This window comes from Salmonella sp. 32010601201800023SM, assembly GCF_017572235.1.
Classification (GTDB): Bacteria; Pseudomonadota; Gammaproteobacteria; order Enterobacterales; family Enterobacteriaceae; genus Salmonella; species Salmonella enterica.
Genome location: NZ_JAGEQS010000001.1, coordinates 824,273 through 845,906 on the forward strand (window position 1 = coordinate 824,273; position 21,634 = coordinate 845,906).

General features: G+C 50.5%; 25 protein-coding genes and 2 tRNA genes. 15 read left to right on the plus strand and 12 right to left on the minus strand.

Features of this window, described 5'->3' with window-relative positions; all coding sequences use genetic code 11:
• Positions 1–42: 42 nt before the first annotated feature.
• On the minus strand, positions 43–483 hold the full coding sequence (slyA, locus tag J4617_RS04120; protein ID WP_000764551.1) for a transcriptional regulator SlyA: 441 nt from the start codon (positions 481–483) through the stop codon (positions 43–45).
• A 194-nt stretch (positions 484–677) separates the two neighbouring features.
• Between slyA and J4617_RS04125 the strand changes: the two genes are divergently transcribed.
• From J4617_RS04125 to J4617_RS04135, 3 genes are read left to right on the plus strand one after another with little or no spacing between them, the layout of a single operon-like run.
• Positions 678–914: a DUF1656 domain-containing protein gene (locus tag J4617_RS04125; protein ID WP_000649755.1), complete on the plus strand. Its 237-nt coding sequence runs from the start codon at positions 678–680 to the stop codon at positions 912–914.
• A gap of 2 nt (positions 915–916) precedes the next feature.
• Positions 917–1,777, plus strand: coding sequence for an HlyD family secretion protein (locus tag J4617_RS04130; protein WP_001520441.1), 861 nt, complete (start codon positions 917–919; stop codon positions 1,775–1,777).
• Positions 1,777–3,816 carry an FUSC family protein gene (locus J4617_RS04135; RefSeq protein ID WP_017465966.1) on the plus strand — a complete coding sequence of 680 codons (2,040 nt, stop codon included), beginning with the start codon at positions 1,777–1,779 and terminating at the stop codon, positions 3,814–3,816. Before J4617_RS04130 ends, J4617_RS04135 begins: the two co-directional genes overlap by 1 nt.
• Here J4617_RS04135 and sodC2 read toward each other — a convergent pair.
• From sodC2 to J4617_RS04150, 3 genes are all read right to left on the minus strand, one after another.
• Positions 3,792–4,313, minus strand: coding sequence for a superoxide dismutase [Cu-Zn] SodC2 (gene sodC2, locus J4617_RS04140; RefSeq protein WP_017465967.1), 522 nt, complete (start codon positions 4,311–4,313; stop codon positions 3,792–3,794). The genes J4617_RS04135 and sodC2 overlap by 25 nt on opposite strands.
• Before the next feature lie 79 nt (positions 4,314–4,392).
• Complete coding sequence (locus J4617_RS04145) at positions 4,393–5,289, minus strand: aldo/keto reductase family oxidoreductase (protein ID WP_000250717.1); 897 nt, start codon at positions 5,287–5,289, stop codon at positions 4,393–4,395.
• Positions 5,290–5,339: 50 nt separating this feature from the next.
• Positions 5,340–5,579 carry a DUF1289 domain-containing protein gene (locus J4617_RS04150; protein ID WP_001519323.1) on the minus strand — a complete coding sequence of 80 codons (240 nt, stop codon included), beginning with the start codon at positions 5,577–5,579 and terminating at the stop codon, positions 5,340–5,342.
• A gap of 102 nt (positions 5,580–5,681) precedes the next feature.
• Here J4617_RS04150 and J4617_RS04155 point away from each other — a divergent pair, with 102 nt between their 5' ends.
• From J4617_RS04155 to rnt, 4 genes are all read left to right on the plus strand, one after another.
• Positions 5,682–6,281, plus strand: coding sequence for a TetR/AcrR family transcriptional regulator (locus J4617_RS04155; protein ID WP_001041832.1), 600 nt, complete (start codon positions 5,682–5,684; stop codon positions 6,279–6,281).
• A 58-nt stretch (positions 6,282–6,339) separates the two neighbouring features.
• A complete protein-coding gene (locus tag J4617_RS04160) occupies positions 6,340–7,437 on the plus strand; it encodes an alkene reductase (RefSeq protein ID WP_017465968.1) in 1,098 nt (365 codons plus the stop codon).
• A gap of 68 nt (positions 7,438–7,505) precedes the next feature.
• Positions 7,506–7,913, plus strand: coding sequence for a lactoylglutathione lyase (gene gloA / locus J4617_RS04165; protein WP_017465969.1), 408 nt, complete (start codon positions 7,506–7,508; stop codon positions 7,911–7,913).
• 100 nt (positions 7,914–8,013) lie between these two features.
• A complete protein-coding gene (gene rnt / locus J4617_RS04170; RefSeq protein ID WP_001282272.1) occupies positions 8,014–8,661 on the plus strand; it encodes a ribonuclease T in 648 nt (215 codons plus the stop codon).
• Positions 8,662–8,738: 77 nt separating this feature from the next.
• Here rnt and grxD read toward each other — a convergent pair whose 3' ends face one another.
• Entirely contained in the window at positions 8,739–9,086 is a 348-nt protein-coding gene (grxD, locus tag J4617_RS04175; RefSeq protein ID WP_000108176.1) for a monothiol glutaredoxin 4, read from the minus strand.
• Positions 9,087–9,420: 334 nt separating this feature from the next.
• Here grxD and J4617_RS04180 point away from each other — a divergent pair, with 334 nt between their 5' ends.
• Both J4617_RS04180 and sodB read left to right on the plus strand, forming a co-directional pair.
• Positions 9,421–10,242, plus strand: coding sequence for a C40 family peptidase (locus tag J4617_RS04180; protein WP_001520344.1), 822 nt, complete (start codon positions 9,421–9,423; stop codon positions 10,240–10,242).
• A gap of 126 nt (positions 10,243–10,368) precedes the next feature.
• Complete coding sequence (gene sodB, locus J4617_RS04185) at positions 10,369–10,950, plus strand: superoxide dismutase [Fe] (RefSeq protein WP_000007299.1); 582 nt, start codon at positions 10,369–10,371, stop codon at positions 10,948–10,950.
• An 82-nt stretch (positions 10,951–11,032) separates the two neighbouring features.
• Here sodB and J4617_RS04190 read toward each other — a convergent pair whose 3' ends face one another.
• Positions 11,033–11,122 (minus strand): YnhF family membrane protein, encoded by a 90-nt coding sequence (locus J4617_RS04190; protein WP_000102277.1) that lies wholly within the window; start codon positions 11,120–11,122, stop codon positions 11,033–11,035.
• A 295-nt stretch (positions 11,123–11,417) separates the two neighbouring features.
• Here J4617_RS04190 and purR point away from each other — a divergent pair, with 295 nt between their 5' ends.
• Complete coding sequence (gene purR, locus J4617_RS04195) at positions 11,418–12,443, plus strand: HTH-type transcriptional repressor PurR (protein WP_017465970.1); 1,026 nt, start codon at positions 11,418–11,420, stop codon at positions 12,441–12,443.
• Here purR and punR read toward each other — a convergent pair.
• Positions 12,440–13,372 (minus strand): DNA-binding transcriptional activator PunR, encoded by a 933-nt coding sequence (gene punR, locus J4617_RS04200; RefSeq protein WP_000269513.1) that lies wholly within the window; start codon positions 13,370–13,372, stop codon positions 12,440–12,442. The two genes, purR and punR, sit on opposite strands and share 4 nt — an antisense overlap.
• Positions 13,373–13,484: 112 nt before the next feature.
• Between punR and punC the strand changes: the two genes are divergently transcribed.
• Positions 13,485–14,690, plus strand: coding sequence for a purine nucleoside transporter PunC (gene punC / locus J4617_RS04205; protein ID WP_001182315.1), 1,206 nt, complete (start codon positions 13,485–13,487; stop codon positions 14,688–14,690).
• Positions 14,691–14,979: 289 nt separating this feature from the next.
• A complete protein-coding gene (gene cfa / locus J4617_RS04210; RefSeq protein WP_017466103.1) occupies positions 14,980–16,128 on the plus strand; it encodes a cyclopropane fatty acyl phospholipid synthase in 1,149 nt (382 codons plus the stop codon).
• 41 nt (positions 16,129–16,169) lie between these two features.
• On the opposite strand, the gene J4617_RS04215 is transcribed toward cfa, so the two are convergent.
• Positions 16,170–16,811: a riboflavin synthase gene (locus tag J4617_RS04215; protein ID WP_017466104.1), complete on the minus strand. Its 642-nt coding sequence runs from the start codon at positions 16,809–16,811 to the stop codon at positions 16,170–16,172.
• Between the two features lie 216 nt (positions 16,812–17,027).
• On the opposite strand from J4617_RS04215, the gene mdtK reads away from it, so the two are divergent.
• The 3 genes from mdtK (at position 17,028) to J4617_RS04230 (ending at position 18,716) form a co-directional block, all read left to right on the plus strand.
• Entirely contained in the window at positions 17,028–18,401 is a 1,374-nt protein-coding gene (gene mdtK, locus J4617_RS04220) for a multidrug efflux MATE transporter MdtK (RefSeq protein WP_001175077.1), read from the plus strand.
• Positions 18,402–18,552: 151 nt separating this feature from the next.
• A tRNA-Val gene (locus J4617_RS04225) sits at positions 18,553–18,629 on the plus strand.
• Positions 18,630–18,639: 10 nt separating this feature from the next.
• Positions 18,640–18,716 (plus strand) — tRNA-Val (locus tag J4617_RS04230).
• 157 nt (positions 18,717–18,873) lie between these two features.
• On the opposite strand, the gene ssaU is transcribed toward J4617_RS04230, so the two are convergent.
• The 4 genes from ssaU to ssaR are packed head-to-tail and all read right to left on the minus strand — an operon-like array spanning position 18,874 to position 21,619.
• Positions 18,874–19,932, minus strand: coding sequence for an SPI-2 type III secretion system apparatus protein SsaU (gene ssaU / locus J4617_RS04235; protein WP_001291716.1), 1,059 nt, complete (start codon positions 19,930–19,932; stop codon positions 18,874–18,876).
• Positions 19,929–20,708: an SPI-2 type III secretion system apparatus protein SsaT gene (gene ssaT / locus J4617_RS04240; protein WP_017466105.1), complete on the minus strand. Its 780-nt coding sequence runs from the start codon at positions 20,706–20,708 to the stop codon at positions 19,929–19,931. Before ssaT ends, ssaU begins: the two co-directional genes overlap by 4 nt.
• Positions 20,709–20,975, minus strand: a complete 267-nt coding sequence (ssas, locus tag J4617_RS04245) for an SPI-2 type III secretion system apparatus protein SsaS (RefSeq protein WP_000999982.1) — start codon at positions 20,973–20,975, stop codon at positions 20,709–20,711.
• Complete coding sequence (gene ssaR, locus J4617_RS04250; protein WP_000056368.1) at positions 20,972–21,619, minus strand: SPI-2 type III secretion system export apparatus protein SsaR; 648 nt, start codon at positions 21,617–21,619, stop codon at positions 20,972–20,974. The genes ssas and ssaR overlap by 4 nt, the downstream gene beginning before the upstream one ends.
• Positions 21,620–21,634: the final 15 nt, after the last annotated feature.

The window sequence follows — 21,634 nt, forward strand, 5'->3', positions numbered from 1 at the left end:
GCTTTACGTGTGGTCACATGGCCACACGTATGCCCCTGCACCTCAATCGTGAGAGTGCAATTCCATAATATTGTGTTCAAGTTTGGCGATAAGTTTAATCAGAAGCTCAATCTCCTCTGAAGAAATCCCAGCCAAAATTTCACCGCGCGTTTTATGAATGACCGCTTCCATCTCAGCGATCAGCGGCTCCGCTTTTTCGGTCAGTTTAATCCGCTTAGCGCGACGATCGCTGGCGCAGGTTTGCCGCGAAATTAGCCCCTTATCTTCAAGTTGATCCAACGTGCGTACCAGCGATGGCTGCTCAATGCCTATCGCTTTAGCCAATTGAATCTGCGACTGGTCAGGCGGCAATTGATGAATATTGTGCAACGTGACCCAATGTGTCTGCGTCAATTCCAGAGGCTTGAGGCGATGGTCAATCAGAGCACGCCAAATGCGCACCAACCGTGCCAGATCAGAACCTAGTGGCGATTCCAATTTCATCTCCTTATAATTAGCTTGCTAAGTTATTATGCTGATTTTAGAATAGTGTGCAGTATTTGTATTCTCAAAACAAATGTATTGCTAAATTTGCTTACCAATAGACATTTTTTCAGACATAGTGCGCACCTGGCACCTGTAGCTTCAGTTTTGGCTAAAACTAAAGCATCGATGTCTGACGCAAAGGAACATTGCTTGTGAAGTGTATACTCAACGCCACAGGATTGCCCTTACAAGATCTCATGTTGGGAGCATCTGTTTACTTTCCGCCATTCTTTAAAGCCTTTGCGCTTGGGTTCGTTATCTGGTTGTTTATTCACCGACTCCTGCGTGACCGGATATACTCTGATGAAATCTGGCATCCCCTGTTAATGGATCTCTCCCTCTTTACGCTGTGCGTATGTCTGGGCCTCGTTTTACTGATCGCGTGGTAAATATGTCGTTAAAAACAATAAAATATTTTTCTACTCTCATTGTCGCCGTCGTCGCCGTTCTGGCCGCGTGGTGGTTATGGAATTACTATATGCAGTCACCGTGGACGCGCGATGGTAAAATCCGCGCGGAACAGGTCAGCGTAACGCCACAGGTTTCTGGCAGCATTACCCAACTCAATATCAAAGATAATCAGTTCGTCAACGCCGGGGACGTTCTCTTTGTCATTGATAAAACGCCCTTCCATATTGCAGAACTTAACGCGCAGGCGCAGTTGGCCAAAGCGCAGTCCGATCTGGCAAAAGCGAATAATGAAGCCGATCGACGTCGACATTTATCGCGTAACTACATCTCTGCTGAAGATCTGGATAGCGCCAATCTGAATGTTAAAGCGATGCAGGCCAACGTAGATGTCGCACTGGCAACGTTAAAACAGGCGCAGTGGCAGCTTAGCCAGACGGAAGTAAAAGCGCCGGTATCCGGCTGGGTGACCAACCTTTCCACGCGTACCGGTGATTATGCCAGCACCGGTAAGCCACTTTTCGCCCTGGTAGATAGCCACTCATTTTATGTAATGGGATATTTCGAAGAAACCAAACTACGCCACATCCGCGAAGGTGAGCCTGCATTAATAACACTGTATAGTGGCAATGTTAAGTTACAGGGTCACGTTGGCAGTATCGGGCGCGCTATTTACGACCAAAGCGTGGAAAGTGACTCCGGTTTAGTGCCCGATATCAAACCCAACGTACCGTGGGTACGTCTGGCGCAACGCGTACCGGTACGTATCGAATTTGACGCTTTACCGCAGGATATCACGCTCGTCTCCGGCACTACCTGCAGCGTAGCCATTGGACAGCGGTAATGAAACTCTCCCTGCCGGCCCTGCGAAATACGCCCTGGTTTAAAGCGACCTCCGGCCAGTGGCGTTACGCGTTGCGCAATACCATTGCCATGTGTCTCGCGCTGACATTCGCTTATTATCTCAATCTGGATGAGCCCTACTGGGCGATGACTTCGGCCGCAGTGGTGAGCTTTCCGACCGTAGGCGGCGTAATCAGTAAAAGTCTGGGGCGTATTGCCGGGAGTTTACTCGGCGCGACCGCCGCGTTGATTATTGCCGGCCATACGCTGAATGAACCCTGGTTGTTCTTGTTTAGCATGGCCGCCTGGATCGGTTTTTGTACCTGGGCCTGTGCGCATTTTACCAATAATGTCGCTTATGCTTTCCAGTTGTCCGGCTACACGGCGGCGATCATCGCGTTCCCGATGGTTAATATTGTAGAAATCACGCAGTTGTGGGATATCGCCCAGGCACGTGTATGTGAAGTTATCGTCGGCATCCTCTGTGGCGGCATGATGATGATGATCCTACCCAGCACATCGGATGGCACTGCCCTGCTCACCGCGTTGAAAAACATGCATGCGCGCTTGCTGGAACATGCCAGTCTACTGTGGCAGCCGGAGACTACCGACGCCATCCGCTCCGCGCATGAGGGGGTCATTGGGCAAATCCTGACCATGAACCTGCTGCGTATTCAGGCCTTCTGGAGTCACTACCGTTTTCGCCGCCAGAATGCATTGCTAAATGCATTGTTACACCAGCAATTACGGCTAACCAGCGTGATCTCCAGTCTGCGTAGAATGCTTTTAAATTGGCCGACGCCGCCGGAAAACAGCCGCGAAGTCATTGAACAACTCTTAGCTGAGTTGGCAAAACCGCGCGCGGACAGCTACACCGTGGCGCGGATTATTGCGCCGCTACGCCCGCAGGATGAACAGGATTATCGTCACCTCGCGTTCTGGCAGCGATTACGCTATTTTTGCCAGCTATATCTGCGCAGCAGCCGTCAGTTATATCTGATCGAAAGCGGCGCGCCGGTGGATCAAATCCATATCCGCCGCACTCCCGGCCTTGCGCGGCATACGGATAACGCAGAGGCCATCTGGAGCGGCGTGCGTACCTTTTGCACGCTCACGGTGATTGGCGCCTGGAGTATTGGCGCGCAATGGGAATCCGGGCCCGGCGCGTTAACCCTGGCGGCGATCAGTTGCGTCCTCTACTCCATCGTCGCCACGCCGTTTAAGTCGCTTTCCTTATTGATGCGTACTTTAGTGCTGCTGTCCTTATTCAGCTTCGTGGTGAAATTTGGCCTGATGGTGCAAATCACCGATCTGTGGCAATTCTTGCTTTTCCTTTTTCCGCTGTTCGTCACGATGCAACTGCTTAAACTGCAGATGCCTAAGCTGGCGGGACTGTGGGGGCAGCTTATCGTTTTTATGGGCTCATTCATCGCCGTGACCAATCCACCGGTGTACGACTTCGCCGACTTCCTTAACGATAATACCGCCAAGATCGTCGGCGTCGCGATTTCCTGGCTGGCGTTTGCGATTTTGCGCCCCGGTTCCGATGCCGTAAAAAGCCGCCGCCATATCCGCGCGCTACGCCGGGATTTCGTCGATCAGCTTAGCCGTCACCCTTCCCATAACGAAAGCGAGTTTGAATCGCTGACCTATCATCACGTCAGTCAGCTCAGCAATAGTCAGGATGCGCTGGCGCGCCGGTGGTTATTACGTTGGGGAGTGGTGCTGCTGAACTGCTCGCATGTGGTGTGGCAGCTGCGCGCCTGGGAGTCGCGTTCCGATCCGCTTTCCCGGGTGCGGGATATTTGTATATCCCTGCTGCGCGATGTGATGAGCGAGCGCGGCGTGCAGCAACGCCCGCTTGCCGTCACGCTACAGGAATTACAGCGTATCTGCGACACGCTCGCACATCATCATCAACCCGCCGCGCATGAGCTGGCGGCGATTATCTGGCGTTTACACTGTTCGCTGTCGCAGCTGGAACAGGCTCCAGCGCAGGGAACACTGTCTCCGGGTTATTTAATGACGCCGCAGGCGTAACGCATTCCGCCGCCGCCGAGCGGTTTCGGCTGATCGGACATGTTATCGCCGCCCACATGGATCATGAGCGCTTTATCTTTCACTTCATCAAGAGACTTCAGACGTGGCGCAGTAACCGGTTCGGTGGCGATACCATCATTATTAACGACTAACACCGGGAGGTCGCCCAGATGCCCCTGGCCTTCCGGCCCTTCATGCTTGCCGGTATTTTGTGGGTCCAGATGACCACCAGCGGCTTCTGCGGCAACCGCTTTGCCGTCTTTAATCGCGGGCTGGCAGTTACCGTTGGCATGAATGTGAAAACCATGCTCGCCCGGCGGCAACGCTTTAAGGTGTGGGGTAAATTTTAAGCCGCCTTCGGTTTCATCGATGACGACGGTGCCGATAGACTGTCCTACGCCTTGCGCCGTCACCAGATTCATCTCTACTTTCTCGCTGGCGGCCTGCGCACCCGCACAGGCCAGCAGCGTCACCATCGCTAAACTTAATCGCTTCATAAAACCTCCGTTACATGTGGTCGCCTGTTAAGTGTAAACCACTGGCGAAAACATGTACGGAAAGTCAACGAGTTGGCGATTACGGCACGTCATAACCCAGTGCCGCCTTGCGGATTCGGAACCACTGTTGACGCGTCAATGACAGCGTTTCCGCTTCTAATGCGGCGCGTACGCGTTCGATTTTACCCGAGCCAATAATCGGCAGCGGTTGCGACGGCAAACGTAAAATCCAGGCATAGACCACCTGTTCAATAGAACTGGCGTTGAGTTCTTGCGCGATAACGGAAAGTTCCTGGCGCAACGGCTGATAAGCCTCATCATTAAACAGCCGACCGCCGCCAAGACATGACCAGGCCATCGGACGAATACGCAGTTGCTGTAATTGATCTAATGTGCCGTCCAGCAACAAAGGCTGATGAACCGGCGAGATCTCTACCTGGTTGGTCGCCAGGGTGAAAGGCAGGCGCGATTGCAGCAACGTAAATTGTGCTGGCGTAAAATTAGAAACGCCAAAATGGCGCACTTTGCCGCTTTGGTGCAGATGTTGAAACGCCTCGGCGACGTCATCCGCATCCATTAACGGATCGGGACGGTGAATTAACAACATATCCAGATAATCTGTCGCCAGATTTTTTAATGACTGTTCGGCGCTCAGAATAATATGGCGGCGATCGGTAATATAATGACCGAGCTTATTTTCCGCTCTGGCAGTGGTCGCAATACCGCATTTGGTAACGATTTGCAGTTTTTCCCGCAAATGCGGCGCCAGCGTTAGCGCCTCGCCAAACGCCGCTTCGCACTGATAACCGCCATAAATGTCCGCATGGTCAACGGTAGTGACGCCCAAATCCAGATGTTCTTCGATAAAACTCACTAACTGACGCGCGGACATATTCCAGTCCATCAAACGCCAGTAACCCATGACAAAACGCGAAAACTCCGGGCCTTGTGGAGCGATGGTGACACGCTGAACCATAACAGATTCCTCATAGAGAATAATGAGGTTGAGTATACGCAATTCCGCGTTTAAAAGAGTGAAGGTTGTTGAGGATCTTCCGATGGGAGAGGCTTATTTGCGCGTATTTTACGCAAGAAACGCTGGCGACAAAGCCGCAGTACATTTTGTTTCTCGACATCGCTCATTTTTTGCCAGTTAAACCGTTCGTCGCGGCTGCGCATACAGCCCCGACAAAAGCCACGCTCATCAGACTGGCAGATACCGCGACATGGGCTTGCTACAGGAAAAAACTCCAACTGCTCGGCCACATCCCCTCCTCAACGTTTGACGCTTATGACTATTGAAGACGCTAACTGACATTATGGCAACTCTGCTTGTAGTAGACCGACTGGTCTACTATACTGCCTGTCATGAATAAGCAAACCGAACACGATACCCGCAAACATCTGCTGGCCACCGGCGAGCAGCTTTGTATGCAACGGGGTTTTACCGGCATGGGGCTTAGCGAATTGCTCAAAACCGCCCAGGTGCCTAAAGGGTCGTTTTATCACTACTTTCGCTCGAAAGAAGCCTTCGGCGTCGCCATGCTTGAGCGACATTACGCCTGCTATCATCAGCGTCTTATGGCGCACTTCACCTCCGGTCCCGGTAATCATCGCGATCGTCTTCTCGCCTGGTATCAGGAAACGTTAAAGCAGTTTTGCCAGCAAGGCGCCATTAGCGGTTGCCTGACGGTGAAACTGTCAGCGGAGGTCTGCGATCTGTCGGAGGATATGCGCTCTACGATGGATAAAGGAGCGCAGGAGATCATGGCACTGCTTGCACGCGCGCTGGAAGATGGCCGTAATAGCCACTGTTTACATTTCACCGGCCAGCCGTTGCCACAAGCGCAGGTACTTTATGCCCTGTGGCTGGGCGCCAATTTGCAGGCCAAAATATCCCGTAGCGCCGCGCCGCTGGAAAATGCGTTGGCGCATGTTAAGACCATCATTGCAACGCCTGAGCAGTAACAGGCGTTTTTATTTCCTTTATTACAAGACGACCGGTCTACTTATATCAGGAGCCACTATGTCATCAGCAAAACTGTTTACCCCCCTCAAGGTGGGTGCCATCACGGCGACAAATCGCGTATTTATGGCGCCTTTGACGCGTTTGCGGAGTATTGAACCGGGCGACATTCCTACGCCGTTAATGGCGGAATATTACCGTCAACGCGCCAGCGCCGGATTGATCATCAGCGAAGCCACACAAATCTCTGCACAGGCGAAAGGCTATGCCGGCGCACCGGGATTACACAGCGATGAGCAGATCGCCGCCTGGAAAAAAATCACTCAGGGAGTTCATGCTCAGGGCGGCCATATGGCGGTGCAACTGTGGCATACGGGCCGTATTTCACACGCCAGCCTGCAACCAGGCGGACAAGCGCCCGTCGCGCCATCCGCTATCAATGCGGGAACCCGCACCTCTTTGCGTGACGAAAACGGTCAGGCCATCCGCGTAGAAACTTCCACGCCGCGCGCGCTGGAGACTCATGAGATCCCCGGGATCGTCAACGATTTCCGCCAGGCTATCGCCAATGCCCGAGAGGCAGGCTTCGACCTGGTGGAGCTGCATTCCGCGCACGGTTATCTGCTGCACCAGTTCCTCTCACCGTCTTCTAATCACCGTACCGATCGGTACGGCGGCAGCGTAGAGAATCGCGCCCGTCTGGTGCTGGAAGTGGTTGATGCCGGCATTAAGGAATGGGGCGCGGACCGTATCGGCATCCGCCTTTCTCCTGTCGGCACTTTCCAGAATGTCGATAACGGCCCGAATGAAGAAGCTGACGCCCTTTATCTGATTGAAGCGTTAGGCAAACGCGGCATTGCTTATCTGCATATGTCTGAACCAGACTGGGCGGGCGGCGAACCGTACAGCGACGCGTTCCGTGAAAAAGTGCGCGCGTGTTTCCACGGCCCCATCATCGGCGCTGGCGCCTATACGCCAGAAAAAGCGGAAGATCTGATCGAAAAAGGGCTGATTGACGCCGTGGCGTTTGGTCGCGATTACATCGCTAACCCGGATCTGGTGGCGCGTCTGCAACGTAAAGCGGAACTTAATCCACAGCATCCCGAAAGTTTTTATGGCGGCGGCGCGGAAGGCTACACTGACTACCCTACTCTGTAATTTCATTGATAGCGGCCGCACATCGCCGCTATACTTTGAATATCTTGACTATTTTAAGGACAACGAAAATGCGTTTATTGCATACTATGCTGCGCGTCGGCGATTTGCAGCGTTCCATCGCTTTTTACACTAACGTTCTGGGCATGAAATTGCTGCGTACCAGTGAGAATCCGGAATACAAATACTCGCTGGCCTTTGTGGGATATGGTCCGGAAACGGAAGAAGCGGTCATCGAACTAACCTATAACTGGGGCGTTGAGAGCTACGACATGGGCAATGCGTATGGGCACATCGCGCTGAGCGTTGACAATGCTGCTGAAGCCTGTGAACGCATTCGTCAGAACGGCGGCAACGTGACCCGTGAAGCGGGGCCGGTAAAAGGCGGTTCGACCATCATCGCCTTCGTTGAAGATCCGGATGGCTATAAAATCGAATTGATTGAAGCTAAAGACGCAGGCCACGGTCTGGGTAACTGATCCCCCGCCGGGCGCAGGTCACTGCGCCCGTTGTTTTACTGCATCCCGGCGTAAAATTTGCCATAATACGCGCTGCATTTTTTCGTATTAAGAGACTCAGATGTCCGATAACGCTCAACTTTCCGGTCTGTGCGACCGTTTTCGTGGTTTTTATCCTGTCGTCATCGACGTTGAAACTGCAGGATTTAACGCTAAAACCGATGCGCTGCTCGAAATCGCCGCCATCACGCTGAAAATGGATGAACAAGGCTGGCTGATGCCGGACACGACGCTGCATTTCCATGTGGAGCCGTTCGCTGGAGCCAACTTACAGCCGGAAGCGCTTGCGTTTAACGGTATCGATCCCTCTAACCCGCTACGCGGCGCGGTGAGTGAATATGAGGCGCTACACGCTATTTTCAAAATGGTGCGTAAAGGTATCAAAGACAGCGGTTGTAGTCGCGCCATTATGGTCGCGCATAACGCCACTTTTGATCACAGTTTTATGATGGCCGCCGCAGAGCGCGCCTCGCTGAAACGTAACCCGTTTCATCCGTTCGTCACCTTTGATACTGCGGCATTGAGCGGACTGGCGCTGGGACAAACGGTGTTATCAAAAGCGTGCCTGGCGGCAGGTATGGAGTTTGACGGCGAAAAGGCCCATTCCGCTTTGTATGATACCGAGCGGACAGCGGTGCTGTTTTGTGAAATCGTCAATCGCTGGAAGCGCCTGGGCGGCTGGCCGTTACCTTTGCCGACGGACAAATAACGAGGCTAACAACGCCGTTCTTGCTCACGATGGCAGTAAAAAAGCGACCTTTACAGGTCGCTTTCTCCTTGCACAGATTACTCTGCGTCCGGCTCCTGAGTTTTATATTTTGCCGCAGTTTCTTTAATAAGCTGCTGCAACTCACCACGCTGATACATTTCAATCACAATATCACACCCGCCGACCAGCTCGCCGTCCACCCACAGTTGTGGGAATGTCGGCCAGTTGGCGTATTTCGGTAATTCAGCGCGAATATCCGGGTTTTGCAGGATATCAACATAGGCAAAACGTTCCCCGCAGGCTGAAAGCGCCTGAACGGCCTGCGCAGAGAAACCACAGCTTGGCAGTTTCGGTGAACCTTTCATATACAGGAGAATCGGGTTTTCAGCGATCTGGCGCTGAATTTTTTCGATAGTGGTGCTCATTGTCTCGCTTCCTTAAACTACTTTTACGACTGAAGCCTGTCATTGTAACGGGTCAGGCTGGCAACGGAAAATAACATTTTCATCATGCCTTATTATTTTACCGTCTGCGGGAATAAGTTGTATACAAAATATCTTTTAAGCGGGTTGCCGCTCAGTGATTTGTAGATAACGCGTTCGTGTTTAGCATTAATTGCTATTTTTTTTACATCTGTTAACGAAACACAGCTTCAGAAACCAAAAGCAATTACCAATCTGTGCTTTTGTGGATTAGAATTATCGGGTTTTGTAAATCATACGCAGGCATGATCGCCTGCCTTTAACAGAGGATTGCTCAGTGGCGCGGATAAACAAAATCTCGATCACGCTCTGTGCTTTACTTTTTACTACTCTCCCTTTTACGCCAATGGCCCATGCTTCCAGGCAAGCCAAAGCGACGCCTGCTGTTTCTCATGTCACGAAAACGGCAGATAAAAAGAAAAGCACAACGAAAAAGATCAGTAAGACCAGCAAAAAAAACGTAAAAAAAACCTCAAAAACCAGCCGTTCTTCTTCCGCTTCTACGCCAAAACGTACCACCGCCTCCACGAAATCTCGTCATACGACACATCGTCGTAACAGAACCGCGCCCACGTCAATCGCCGCCCTCGACGTAACGGAAAAATGCACGACGCGTAAAGGCCGTAAGCCGCACTGCGTGAAGGGGAAAGGAACATTGCCGGTCTCTATTGCCGATGCGCATCGTGCAAAAGTACAAAAAGCGACGAAAACCGCGATGTCCAAACTCATGAACCAGATTGGTAAACCGTATCATTGGGGAGGCGCGTCGCCGCGTACCGGTTTTGATTGCAGCGGTCTGGTTTATTATGCCTATAAAGATTTAGTGAAGATCCGTATCCCCCGAACGGCGAATGAGATGTATCACCTGCGTGACGCGGCGCCCATTGAGCGTAGCGAGTTGAAAAACGGCGATCTGGTGTTCTTCCGTACGCAGGGGCGCGGCACCGCCGATCACGTTGGCGTCTATGTCGGCAACGGTAAGTTTATCCAGTCTCCGCGCAGCGGTCAGGAAATTAAGATCACCTCACTGAACGAAGAATACTGGCAACGTCATTATGTCGGCGCCCGCCGGGTGATGACGCCTAAAACAATTCGCTAATATTTTATCCTGTCGTTTAACGACAGGATAACTTCTTCTTTTGCGCCACCGCTCAATTTGCTACCCTATCCTTACGCGCACCAGGGGTATTGTGCGTGCGCAATATTAATAATAAGGAGAGAAGCAATGTCGTTCGAATTACCTGCATTACCGTATGCCAAAGATGCTCTGGCGCCGCATATTTCTGCTGAGACGCTGGAATATCACTATGGCAAACATCATCAGACTTACGTGACCAATCTTAACAATTTGATCAAAGGCACGGCGTTTGAAGGCAAATCGCTGGAAGAGATCGTGCGCACTTCCGAAGGCGGCATCTTTAATAACGCCGCTCAGGTGTGGAACCACACCTTCTACTGGAACTGCCTGGCGCCAAACGCTGGCGGCGAACCGACCGGGAAACTGGCTGATGCTATCGCGGCATCTTTTGGCAGCTTCGCGGAATTTAAAGCGCAGTTCACCGATGCCGCTATCAAAAACTTTGGTTCCGGATGGACATGGCTGGTAAAAAGCGCTGATGGCAAACTGGCTATCGTTTCTACCTCAAATGCCGGTACGCCGCTGACTACGGATGCAACGCCGTTGCTGACGGTTGATGTGTGGGAACACGCGTATTACATCGACTACCGCAACGCCCGTCCAAACTATCTGGAGCATTTCTGGGCGCTGGTTAACTGGGAATTTGTTGCGAAAAATCTCGCCGCATAAGTCTGAGTACGCAGAAGGTACGCCTTCTGCGTTTTAGAGAGGGATAGAATAGAGGAGACGCCCACCCTCAGAAGAGAGGAAATCAGTGCAGAGCGGCCGTTAATCCACCTGCGACAATCACGCCCAGAACAATCAGCGTAGTAATCAACGAAAATTTCAGGTCGGTACTCATCAAGTTTTCTCCTTTTTATTCCCACACAAAAAGTGATATAGCGCATTTTTGCACATTCCCGCACAAAAATCTCTCATGTTTTATATTGATAACTGTTTTTAACGCTTCCCCTTTTCCTCAAGATCAGACAAAATTCCAGGCTTACTGAATTAGCGTAACGGCCATTGACCCCTTCCTGACGTTCCGTGTCGTTTTTCCGGCGTGCCGCAACCCTGATGTTGCGATTAGGGTGTGTGTAGGCAAACGTTTACCTGGCGTTTCTCAGGAGCTTAGCGAGGGTCTGGAGTGAAATGTAATGGCAACAATTAAAGATGTAGCGAAACGGGCAAACGTTTCCACTACAACTGTATCACACGTAATCAACAAAACGCGTTTTGTCGCTGAAGAAACGCGTAACGCGGTCTGGGCGGCAATTAAAGAGCTGCACTACTCTCCCAGCGCCGTCGCGCGTAGCCTGAAGGTTAACCATACCAAGTCGATAGGCTTACTGGCGACCAGCAGCGAAGCGGCCTATTTTGCCGAAATTATCGAGGCGGTTGAAAAAAACTGTTTCCAGAAAGGCTATACGCTGATTTTAGGCAACGCCTGGAATAACCTGGAAAAACAGCGCGCCTACCTGTCCATGATGGCGCAAAAGCGCGTGGATGGCCTGCTGGTGATGTGTTCTGAGTATCCAGAACCTCTGCTTTCCATGCTGGAAGAGTATCGCCATATTCCGATGGTGGTGATGGACTGGGGTGAAGCGAAGGCCGATTTTACCGACACGGTGATTGATAACGCCTTTGCAGGCGGCTATATGGCGGGTCGTTATCTGGTTGAGCGCGGCCACCGGGATATCGGCGTTATTCCCGGCCCGCTGGAGCGCAACACCGGCGCGGGGCGGCTGGCAGGCTTTATGAAAGCCATGGAGGAGGCGCTGATCAACGTGCCGGACAACTGGGTTGTTCAGGGCGACTTCGAGCCGGAGTCCGGTTACCACGCGATGCAGCAAATCTTATCGCAGTCACATCGCCCTACCGCCGTTTTCTGCGGCGGCGATATTATGGCGATGGGCGCGCTTTGCGCGGCTGACGAAATGGGGCTTCGCGTACCGCAGGACGTTTCGGTGATCGGTTATGACAATGTGCGTAACGCCCGTTTCTTCACCCCGGCGCTGACGACGATTCACCAGCCCAAAGACTCTTTAGGCGAAACCGCATTTAATATGCTATTGGATCGCATCGTCAATAAGCGTGAAGAGTCACAGTCTATTGAAGTTCATCCACGCCTGGTTGAGCGTCGCTCGGTCGCTGACGGCCCGTTCCGCGACTATCGGCGTTAATCCCCGCTGTCGGGAGCCTCTTCTGGCTCCCGCAGCCACTCCCGATTCAACGTTTCGCTATCGCCCAAATAGTCCAGCAGCCATGCCAGCGCGGGCGAGGCCTCGTTTTGCTGCCACGTCACGCAACAGGCCGCATCGGGAAACGGATTCTCTAACGTCAGCGCCACCCATTTTCCGCTGTCTATCCACTGTCGGGCAAAATGCGTCGGCACCATTCCCACGCATAGTCCTGCCGACAGGCAGGTTGCCGATGACTCCCAGTCCGGTACGACGACCCTTTTTTGGTTATCCAGCAGCCAGGTAATCCGTTTCGGTAAGGTTCGCGAAGTGTCTTCCCTGACCAGCGACGGCCAGTTGCGCAGGGTATCGTCGCTTAACGGCCCAGGCATCGACGCCAGCGGGTGATCGCTTGCCACTACGCAGCTCCAGCTCAGGGTCCCCATATCCCGAAAAGCGTAACGCCCCCCTACCGGAATCGCCTGCGTCGCCCCAATCGCCAGTTCGACACGCCCATCGGAGAGCGCGTCCCAGACGCCGTTAAACACCTCCTGAAAAACCAGCAGTTCCACATCGTCAAAATGACGATAAAAATCGACGATCATCTGCCGGGTACGTTCTGGTCTGACGATATTGTCCACCGCAATAGCTAACTGCCCGCGCCAACCATTAGCAATTTGCTGACACTGCTGGCGAGTGATCTGCATTTTTTTGATAACAGAACGCCCTTCTTTTAAAAACCAGATGCCAGCAGGCGTCAGTTCAACATCACGGTGACGTCGTACAAAAAGCGGTACGGCCAGCCACTCCTCTAGCTGACGAACGGTGTAACTGACTGCTGAAGGCACACGGTGCAGTTCCTGCGCCGCCGCGCTAAAACTGCCATTGCGCGCCACGGCGTCAACCACTTCAAGCGAGTATTCCGACCACATAATTTGCCTACAAAAATTTTGAATTCACTGGACAAATATTAACGTTTCACAACCGTAATTTCACTCCCTACACTCTGCGACAATGTCTGTCTGATAAGAAAGAGAAACAAATATGCAACCTGGAAAAGGTTTTTTAGTCTGGTTAGCCGGCCTTAGCGTGCTGGGATTTCTGGCTACGGACATGTACCTGCCCGCGTTTGCCGCCATACAGGCGGATTTACAAACGCCTGCCGCCGCGGTCAGCGCCAGCCTCAGCCTGTTTTTAGCTGGCTTTGCCGTCGCGCAACTACTTTGGGGACCGCTATCGGATCGTTATGGCCGTAAACCGATTTTACTGCTGGGGTTATCTATCTTTGCACTCGGAAGTCTGGGGATGCTGTGGGTAGAAAGCGCGGCAGCACTGCTGACGCTGCGCTTTGTGCAGGCCGTCGGCGTTTGTGCGGCAACGGTAATCTGGCAAGCGCTGGTGACCGATTATTATCCTTCGCAAAAAATTAATCGTATCTTCGCCACTATCATGCCACTGGTGGGATTATCCCCGGCGCTTGCGCCCTTACTGGGAAGCTGGATACTGACGCATTTCTCATGGCAGGCGATTTTCGCCACCCTGTTCGTGATTACGTTGTTGCTGATGTTGCCGGCGCTGCGCTTAAAACCATCGGTAAAAGCGCGTACCGAGGGACAGGATAAACTCACTTTCGCGACACTGTTACGCTCTAAAACCTATCGCGGTAATGTGCTGATTTATGCCGCCTGTTCCGCCAGCTTTTTTGCGTGGCTAACAGGGTCGCCGTTTATTCTCAGCGCGATGGGTTACAGCCCGGCAGTGATTGGCCTGAGCTATGTTCCGCAAACCATCGCTTTTCTGATTGGCGGATATGGTTGCCGCGCGGCGCTACAAAAATGGCAGGGCTACCAATTGCTTCCGTGGCTGTTAGGGCTGTATGCGCTGAGCGTTATCGCCACCTGGGGTGCGGGCCTTCTGAATAATGCCTCACTGGTGGAGATCCTGATTCCTTTCTGCGTAATGGCGATTGCTAATGGCGCCATCTACCCTATCGTCGTCGCGCAAGCGTTACGCCCTTTCCCTCAAGCCACGGGACGCGCTGCGGCGCTACAAAATACGCTGCAACTGGGGTTATGTTTCCTGGCAAGCCTGGTGGTTTCATGGCTCATCAGCACGCCGCTGTTGACCACCACCAGCGTAATGCTCTCTACCGTTGTTCTGGCGGCGTTAGGTTACAAAATGCAGTCTCATGCAGATTGCGCTGAGGCCGAATTTCCCCATGCCAATGTCGCCCACGACAAGTCTCACTAAAGACTTGTTAACCGCTGGTAATTAGCACGCTAACAATTTTCGGTTGAATCATCAAAAATTGCGGCCTATACTGATTCCCGGTTGTTTATATTACGATAATTATTAGGCATTAACGGGAACCGGAGCGTTCCCGATTCACCATGGATGGCCTTTTCGGCAAGGGTTCCTCCCTTCCTCTGTTCTACGTCGGATAACTGGCTCACGGAATTGTCCGTGGGATTTCTCACAAAGCCAAAAAAGCGTCTACGCTGTTTTAAGGTTCTGATCACCGTCCAGTGATGGAGAAACTATGAGTTCATCGTGTATAGAAGAAGTCAGCGTGCCGGATGATAACTGGTACCGAATCGCCAACGAATTGTTAAGCCGCGCGGATATTACAATTAATGGTTCCGCCCCGTCTGACATTCGTGTTAAGAATCCCGATTTTTTTAAACGCGTCCTTCAGGAAGGATCGTTGGGGTTAGGTGAGAGTTACATGGATGGCTGGTGGGAATGCGAGCGTCTGGATATTTTCTTCAGCAAAGTCTTACGTGCCGGTCTTGAAAATCAACTCCCCCACCATGTTAAAGATACGCTCCGTATCCTCGGCGCGCGTCTGATTAATCTACAAAGTAAAAAACGCGCCTGGATTGTCGGCAAGGAACATTACGATCTTGGTAATGACCTTTTTTCCCGTATGCTCGATCCCTATATGCAATATTCTTGCGCCTACTGGAAAGATGCCGATACGCTGGAGGCGGCACAGCAAGCCAAGCTGAAATTAATTTGCGAAAAGCTACAGCTACAACCGGGGATGCGTGTGCTGGATATCGGCTGCGGCTGGGGCGGCCTGTCGCAATATATGGCGACCCATTATGGCGTTAGCGTGGTGGGCGTAACGATCTCCGCTGAACAACAAAAAATGGCGCAGACGCGTTGCGAAGGTCTGGATGTCTCCATTCTCCTGGAAGATTATCGCGACCTTAACGATCAGTTTGACCGAATCGTCTCCGTCGGCATGTTCGAACATGTCGGGCCAAAAAACTACAACACCTATTTTGAAGTTGTTGACAAGAATTTAAAACCGGATGGTCTTTTCCTGCTCCATACTATTGGTTCTAAAAAAACCGATCATAATGTCGATCCGTGGATCAATAAGTATATTTTCCCCAACGGTTGTTTGCCGTCTGTTCGTCAAATCGCCGAGGCCAGCGAATCACACTTTGTAATGGAAGACTGGCATAACTTTGGCGCCGACTATGACACGACTCTGATGGCGTGGCACGAGCGCTTTATCAATGCCTGGCCAGAGATTGCGGGCAATTATAACGAGCGCTTTAAACGTATGTTCAGCTATTATCTCAACGCCTGCGCGGGTGCGTTTCGCGCGCGTGATATCCAGCTTTGGCAGGTGGTATTTACGCGCGGCGTTGAAAACGGTCTGCGCGTTCCTCGCTAATCATCTCCCCCGCATTTCATGCGGGGGAATCTTATTTTCCGTTAGCCAATGTTGGCCTGATTTCTGACCGCATTTTCTCGCGCAGCCAGTACGCGTTCTACGGTATCGACAACCGCCTGCGTTTGCGGATCGATCTCAATATTCACACGCTCACCCAGTTTTTTTCTGCCAAGCGTAGTACGTTCCAGCGTTTCCGGAATGAGATGCACGCAGAAGCGCGTTGGCGTTACCTCGCCGACGGTCAAACTGATGCCGTCGACGCCGATAAAGCCTTTGTACAGGATATACTTCATCAGGGACGCATCCTGCACTTTAAACCACACCTGATGGTTATTTTCGGAGGTCAGGATTTTCGCGATCTCCGCCGTCGTAATAATATGCCCCGACATCAGATGACCACCGATTTCATCGCTGAATTTAGCGGCGCGCTCTACGTTGACCTCATCACCTACCCTCAACGTGCCCAGATTGGTGATGCGCAACGTTTCTTTCATCAGATCAAAACTTATCTGGTTGCCGTTTATTTCAGTCACCGTCAAACAGCATCCGTTATGCGCTACCGACGCCCCCGTCTCCAGCCCCTCCAGCATGTAGTCCGGTAACGTCACCACATGGGTGCGAAAGTTGGGTTTTTCATCAATCGATACCAGTTTCGCGGTACCCTGTACGATCCCCGTAAACATATCTTCAACTCCTGAAATAAATAAAAGCAGAACTGTTCAGCACAATAGCAGGTGGAAAAACAGCTTGCCAGCAATGCGCCGTTAACAACTGTTTTTTCACTGGAGAAATAGTAATACCCCGCTACAATAGACTGAAATTTCCCCTGCTATTTCTTTTGGCTGCCACTACGGCGGCTTTTTAGTCTTTCATATAACAACAAAATAAAAGGTGAATACGTGCAGAAGTATACCAGTGAAGCGCGTCAGTTATTAGCGTTAGCGATACCGGTGATCCTTGCGCAAGTGGCACAGACCGCAATGGGATTCGTCGATACCGTCATGGCGGGAGGCTATAGCGCTACGGACATGGCTGCCGTCGCTATCGGCACCTCTATCTGGCTTCCCGCCATTTTGTTTGGTCACGGCTTACTGCTGGCCTTGACGCCTGTGATTGCGCAACTCAATGGCTCCGGCCGTCGTGAGCGTATCGCGCATCAGGTTCGACAAGGGTTCTGGCTGGCGGGCTTTGTCTCCGTGCTGGTGATGATCGTCCTGTGGAATGCCGGATACATTATCCGCTCTATGCATAATATTGATCCGGCGCTGGCCGATAAAGCCGTGGGTTATCTTCGCGCGCTGCTGTGGGGCGCGCCAGGATACCTTTTCTTTCAGGTAGCGCGAAACCAGTGCGAAGGTCTGGCCAAAACCAAACCGGGTATGGTGATGGGATTTTTGGGCCTGCTGGTGAATATTCCGGTGAACTATATTTTTATCTATGGCCATTTTGGTATGCCGGAACTCGGCGGTATCGGCTGCGGCGTTGCGACTGCGGCGGTCTATTGGGTGATGTTTATCGCCATGCTTTCTTACATTAAACACGCGCGTTCAATGCGTGATATTCGTAATGAAAAAGGCTTTGGCAAACCTGATAGCGTCGTCATGAAGCGCCTGATTCAACTGGGGTTGCCGATTGCGCTGGCGCTGTTCTTTGAAGTGACGTTATTTGCGGTCGTTGCGCTGCTGGTTTCGCCATTAGGTATTGTGGATGTCGCCGGTCATCAGATTGCGCTTAACTTTAGCTCGCTGATGTTCGTACTGCCGATGTCGCTGGCTGCGGCGGTAACGATTCGAGTGGGTTATCGTCTGGGCCAGGGCTCAACGCTGGATGCGCAAACCGCAGCGCGTACCGGTTTAGGCGTCGGCATTTGTATGGCTGTGGTTACCGCTATTTTTACCGTTACTCTGCGTAAGCATATTGCTTTGCTCTACAATGACAACCCTGAGGTCGTGGCGCTTGCCGCGCAATTAATGCTGCTCGCTGCGGTTTACCAGATTTCCGACTCTATACAGGTTATCGGCAGCGGTATTCTGCGCGGTTATAAAGATACGCGTTCCATCTTTTTTATCACCTTTACCGCCTACTGGGTGTTAGGTTTACCCAGCGGTTATATCCTGGCGTTAACGGATTTGGTGGTGGATCGTATGGGACCGGCAGGCTTCTGGATGGGGTTCATCATCGGCCTGACCTCGGCGGCGGTGTTAATGATGCTACGGATGCGCTATCTACAACGTCAGCCGTCCGCCATCATTTTGCAGCGCGCTGCGCGATAATACGACGATAGCCGTCGCATGGCGGCTATTTTCTCGACATGTTGCATATTTCCACCGCAATCAGGTGATTTCAGGAAGAAAATTGCGATTTCCCTCTTGCCTCATTGCGGTTGTGACGCTAATATTCGTCCCCGTTGTCACCTACAACGTTGCGTTCATAGCTCAGTTGGTTAGAGCACCACCTTGACATGGTGGGGGTCGTTGGTTCGAGTCCAATTGAACGCACCATCATTTTAATGCGTCTGTAGCTCAGTTGGTTAGAGCACCACCTTGACATGGTGGGGGTCGATGGTTCGAGTCCATTCAGACGCACCAATCCATTATCTTGTTTAATTTTATAATACGCTATCTGGTGCTTGTGCCAGGCTAAAAGCGATTATTTTCAGTCTCTCACCTTTATCGTCAAGCACTGCTCTATACGCTATTACCCTCTTAACCTTCGCAGTGGCCTGAAGAAGCATACCAAAAGCATTTATGGTGTTTCGGTAGAATGCGCATAATCTATCTTCATCACCATACGTAACAAGGCTGCAACGGGTTCAAATAACGTTTCAGGAATTTTATCTCCGCGTTCCACTTCAAAAAATAATGAGCGGGCCAGCTCAACATTTTCAACAACGGGGATGCAGTTGCGTTCAGCGATGTTAACAATATAGTTAGCTTGAGCATCACTGCCTTTTTCCAGGACGCGTGGTATTGGCATATCGGTGGGATGATAGCCAAGACAAACCGCAATATGCGTTGGATTACGCACTACCGCAACAGATTGTTTAACAGATTGAGCTAAACTCCCACTTTGTATTTCACTCTGCATTTCCCGACGCCGCGTCTTCATTTGAGGGTCGCCCTCCAGATCTTTATGCTCCTGTTTTACGTCATCTTTACTCATTTTTAGATCTTTTCTAATCTTATAATATTGAAAAGAATAGTCCAGTATGCCAACGACGATATAAAAAACCATCACCCCTACCCATAACCATTTTATTAAAGAAGAAACCACAAGCACGCCACAGGCTAACCCACAGTACGGTAGCGCCCGAAAAGTACTGGCATAATAATAAAAGAAAAAGGCAAAGATAAGAGATAGCATGATAACTTTTAGGCTGGATTTACATAATTCTACTACGCTATGTAAAGAGAATATCTGCTTAAAATTACTTACCGGATTTATATGCTCGCTTTTAAAACCAATGGCCTTGCTGGCAATAACCACCCCCACCTGAAGAAACACGCTACCCACAGTAGCAACTATTACCCCAGCGCCCAGAAACAGCAGTGCAGAAGTCAGTGACTCTATTAAAGCATGACTCAATTGCGTTAATGCATAAGAAAATGGTTTATTTACTAATTGTAATGTGAAAGTTATTGACTCAATCAGTATCAAAATCATCTTTTCAGTAAAGAAATGAAAATACAAATAAAGCGCAATCAGCTGAAATAATGATGTTATTTCAATACTTTTGACAACCTGCCCTTCCTTACGGCCATCACGTAATTTCTTTTCTGTAGGCTGTTCTGTTTTCTCGCTCATACAGATAGAAACCAGTCTTTTAGATAAATATAAAATTTATCGCTTTCAACCAAATAGTGATGAAGAGCATAAGGGAATGAGATCAGGAGCGTCAGTAGAACCAATATACTTTTGAGCGGCATTGAGAAGAAAAACACATTCAATTGTTGTGCCGACCGATTTAAAAGACCTAAAGCCAGATCGGCTAATACCATACATATTATGGCAGGAAGAGAGAAGCTGATACATAATTGATAAAGCGTTCTCCACTCTGCCTGGATATATTTTAAAAATTGCTGGTCAAATAATAAAGTACGCCCTGGTGGTAAATATTGATATGACTCATACAGAATGTTTAATATAAACTCCATGCCGCCGCTTATAAAGAAAATAACACACAAGAACTGGCTGAAAAGCAAGCCAAAAAGTGAGGTTTCAGCTTCTATTGTAGAATTGAATATCGTACCCATTGTCGCGCCACGTAAAGTATCAAGCAGAAACCCCGCCATATCAACGGCCCAAAAGGGAACCGCCGCACAAAACCCAATTAAAAAACCAATAATCACCTCTCCGGTGACTAACCCTAACCAGCTGTAATCTTTACCAATATGCATCATAATCTTCTGCTGGTAAATGATTGGTAATATGGGAAAGGTAAGTGACATAAGCACGCCATTACGTAAAATCGCGGACCCTAAACTGCCACTTTTTAATAGGGGAAGTAATAAAGAGAGGCTCAATGGTCGAATAAAAGCCACAGCCAATGCAATAAGCCACTCATTTACCTGTTGTGCCATTCAACCATGCTCTCCAATTCGTAACATTATCTGCCGGGTATAATTCAACAGGATACCGCTAAGCCATGGGTAGCTGACCATTAAGGTTATTGCAATTGCCAATAATTTAATCATGAACTGTAGCGTTTGGTCCTGTATTTGAGTCAAGGCCTGAACAAGGCTTACGATGACACCAACTACCGATGCCACCAACACCACCGGCATAGACGTAAAAAGGACGATCCATAAAAGTTGCGTTACAAATTGCGTCAATTCAGAATCATTCATGAAAAGCTCTGTACCAATTGCGCCAGTGTCAGATCCCAACCGCCTGCCAGTAAAAATATTAGCAGCTTAAACGGTAATGAAATGGTCATTGGCGATACCATCATCATCCCCATAGCCAGCAGTATATTTGAAATAAGCAGGTCAATAGCCAGAAAGGGAAGATAAATAAGTAATCCAATCCGAAATGCCTGCGTCAACTGACTCACCGTAAATGCCGGAATTAATATGAGCAAAGAATCAGGTTTTATCTTTCTTTTTATGTCTTCAGGCCAGGTTCGTTTTATCAAACTCCGAAAATAATTGGCTTCCTTCTCTTCAGAGTTTTTTTGCAAAAACTGTCGATAAGGCGCTAATGCTTTACTGTCCCACTCAGACGTCCAGAAAGGAGCGCCAGCGACCTGAACCGGATGCCAGCGCTCTTTTACAGCTAATAGCGTCGGCCCCATAATGAATAAGGAAAGTACAAGCGCGAGGCCATACAGTGCGATATTTGGGGGAACTTGTTGAATACCCAGAGCATTTCGTAAAATCGAAAATACCACCGCCAGTTTAAGGAAAGAGGTTCCCATGACGATAATGAGAGGCAGTATTGAAAGCAGAAACAATATACCAATCAGTTGCAAAGGCGAATCGGGTAAAGACATACTGTATCTCTCATG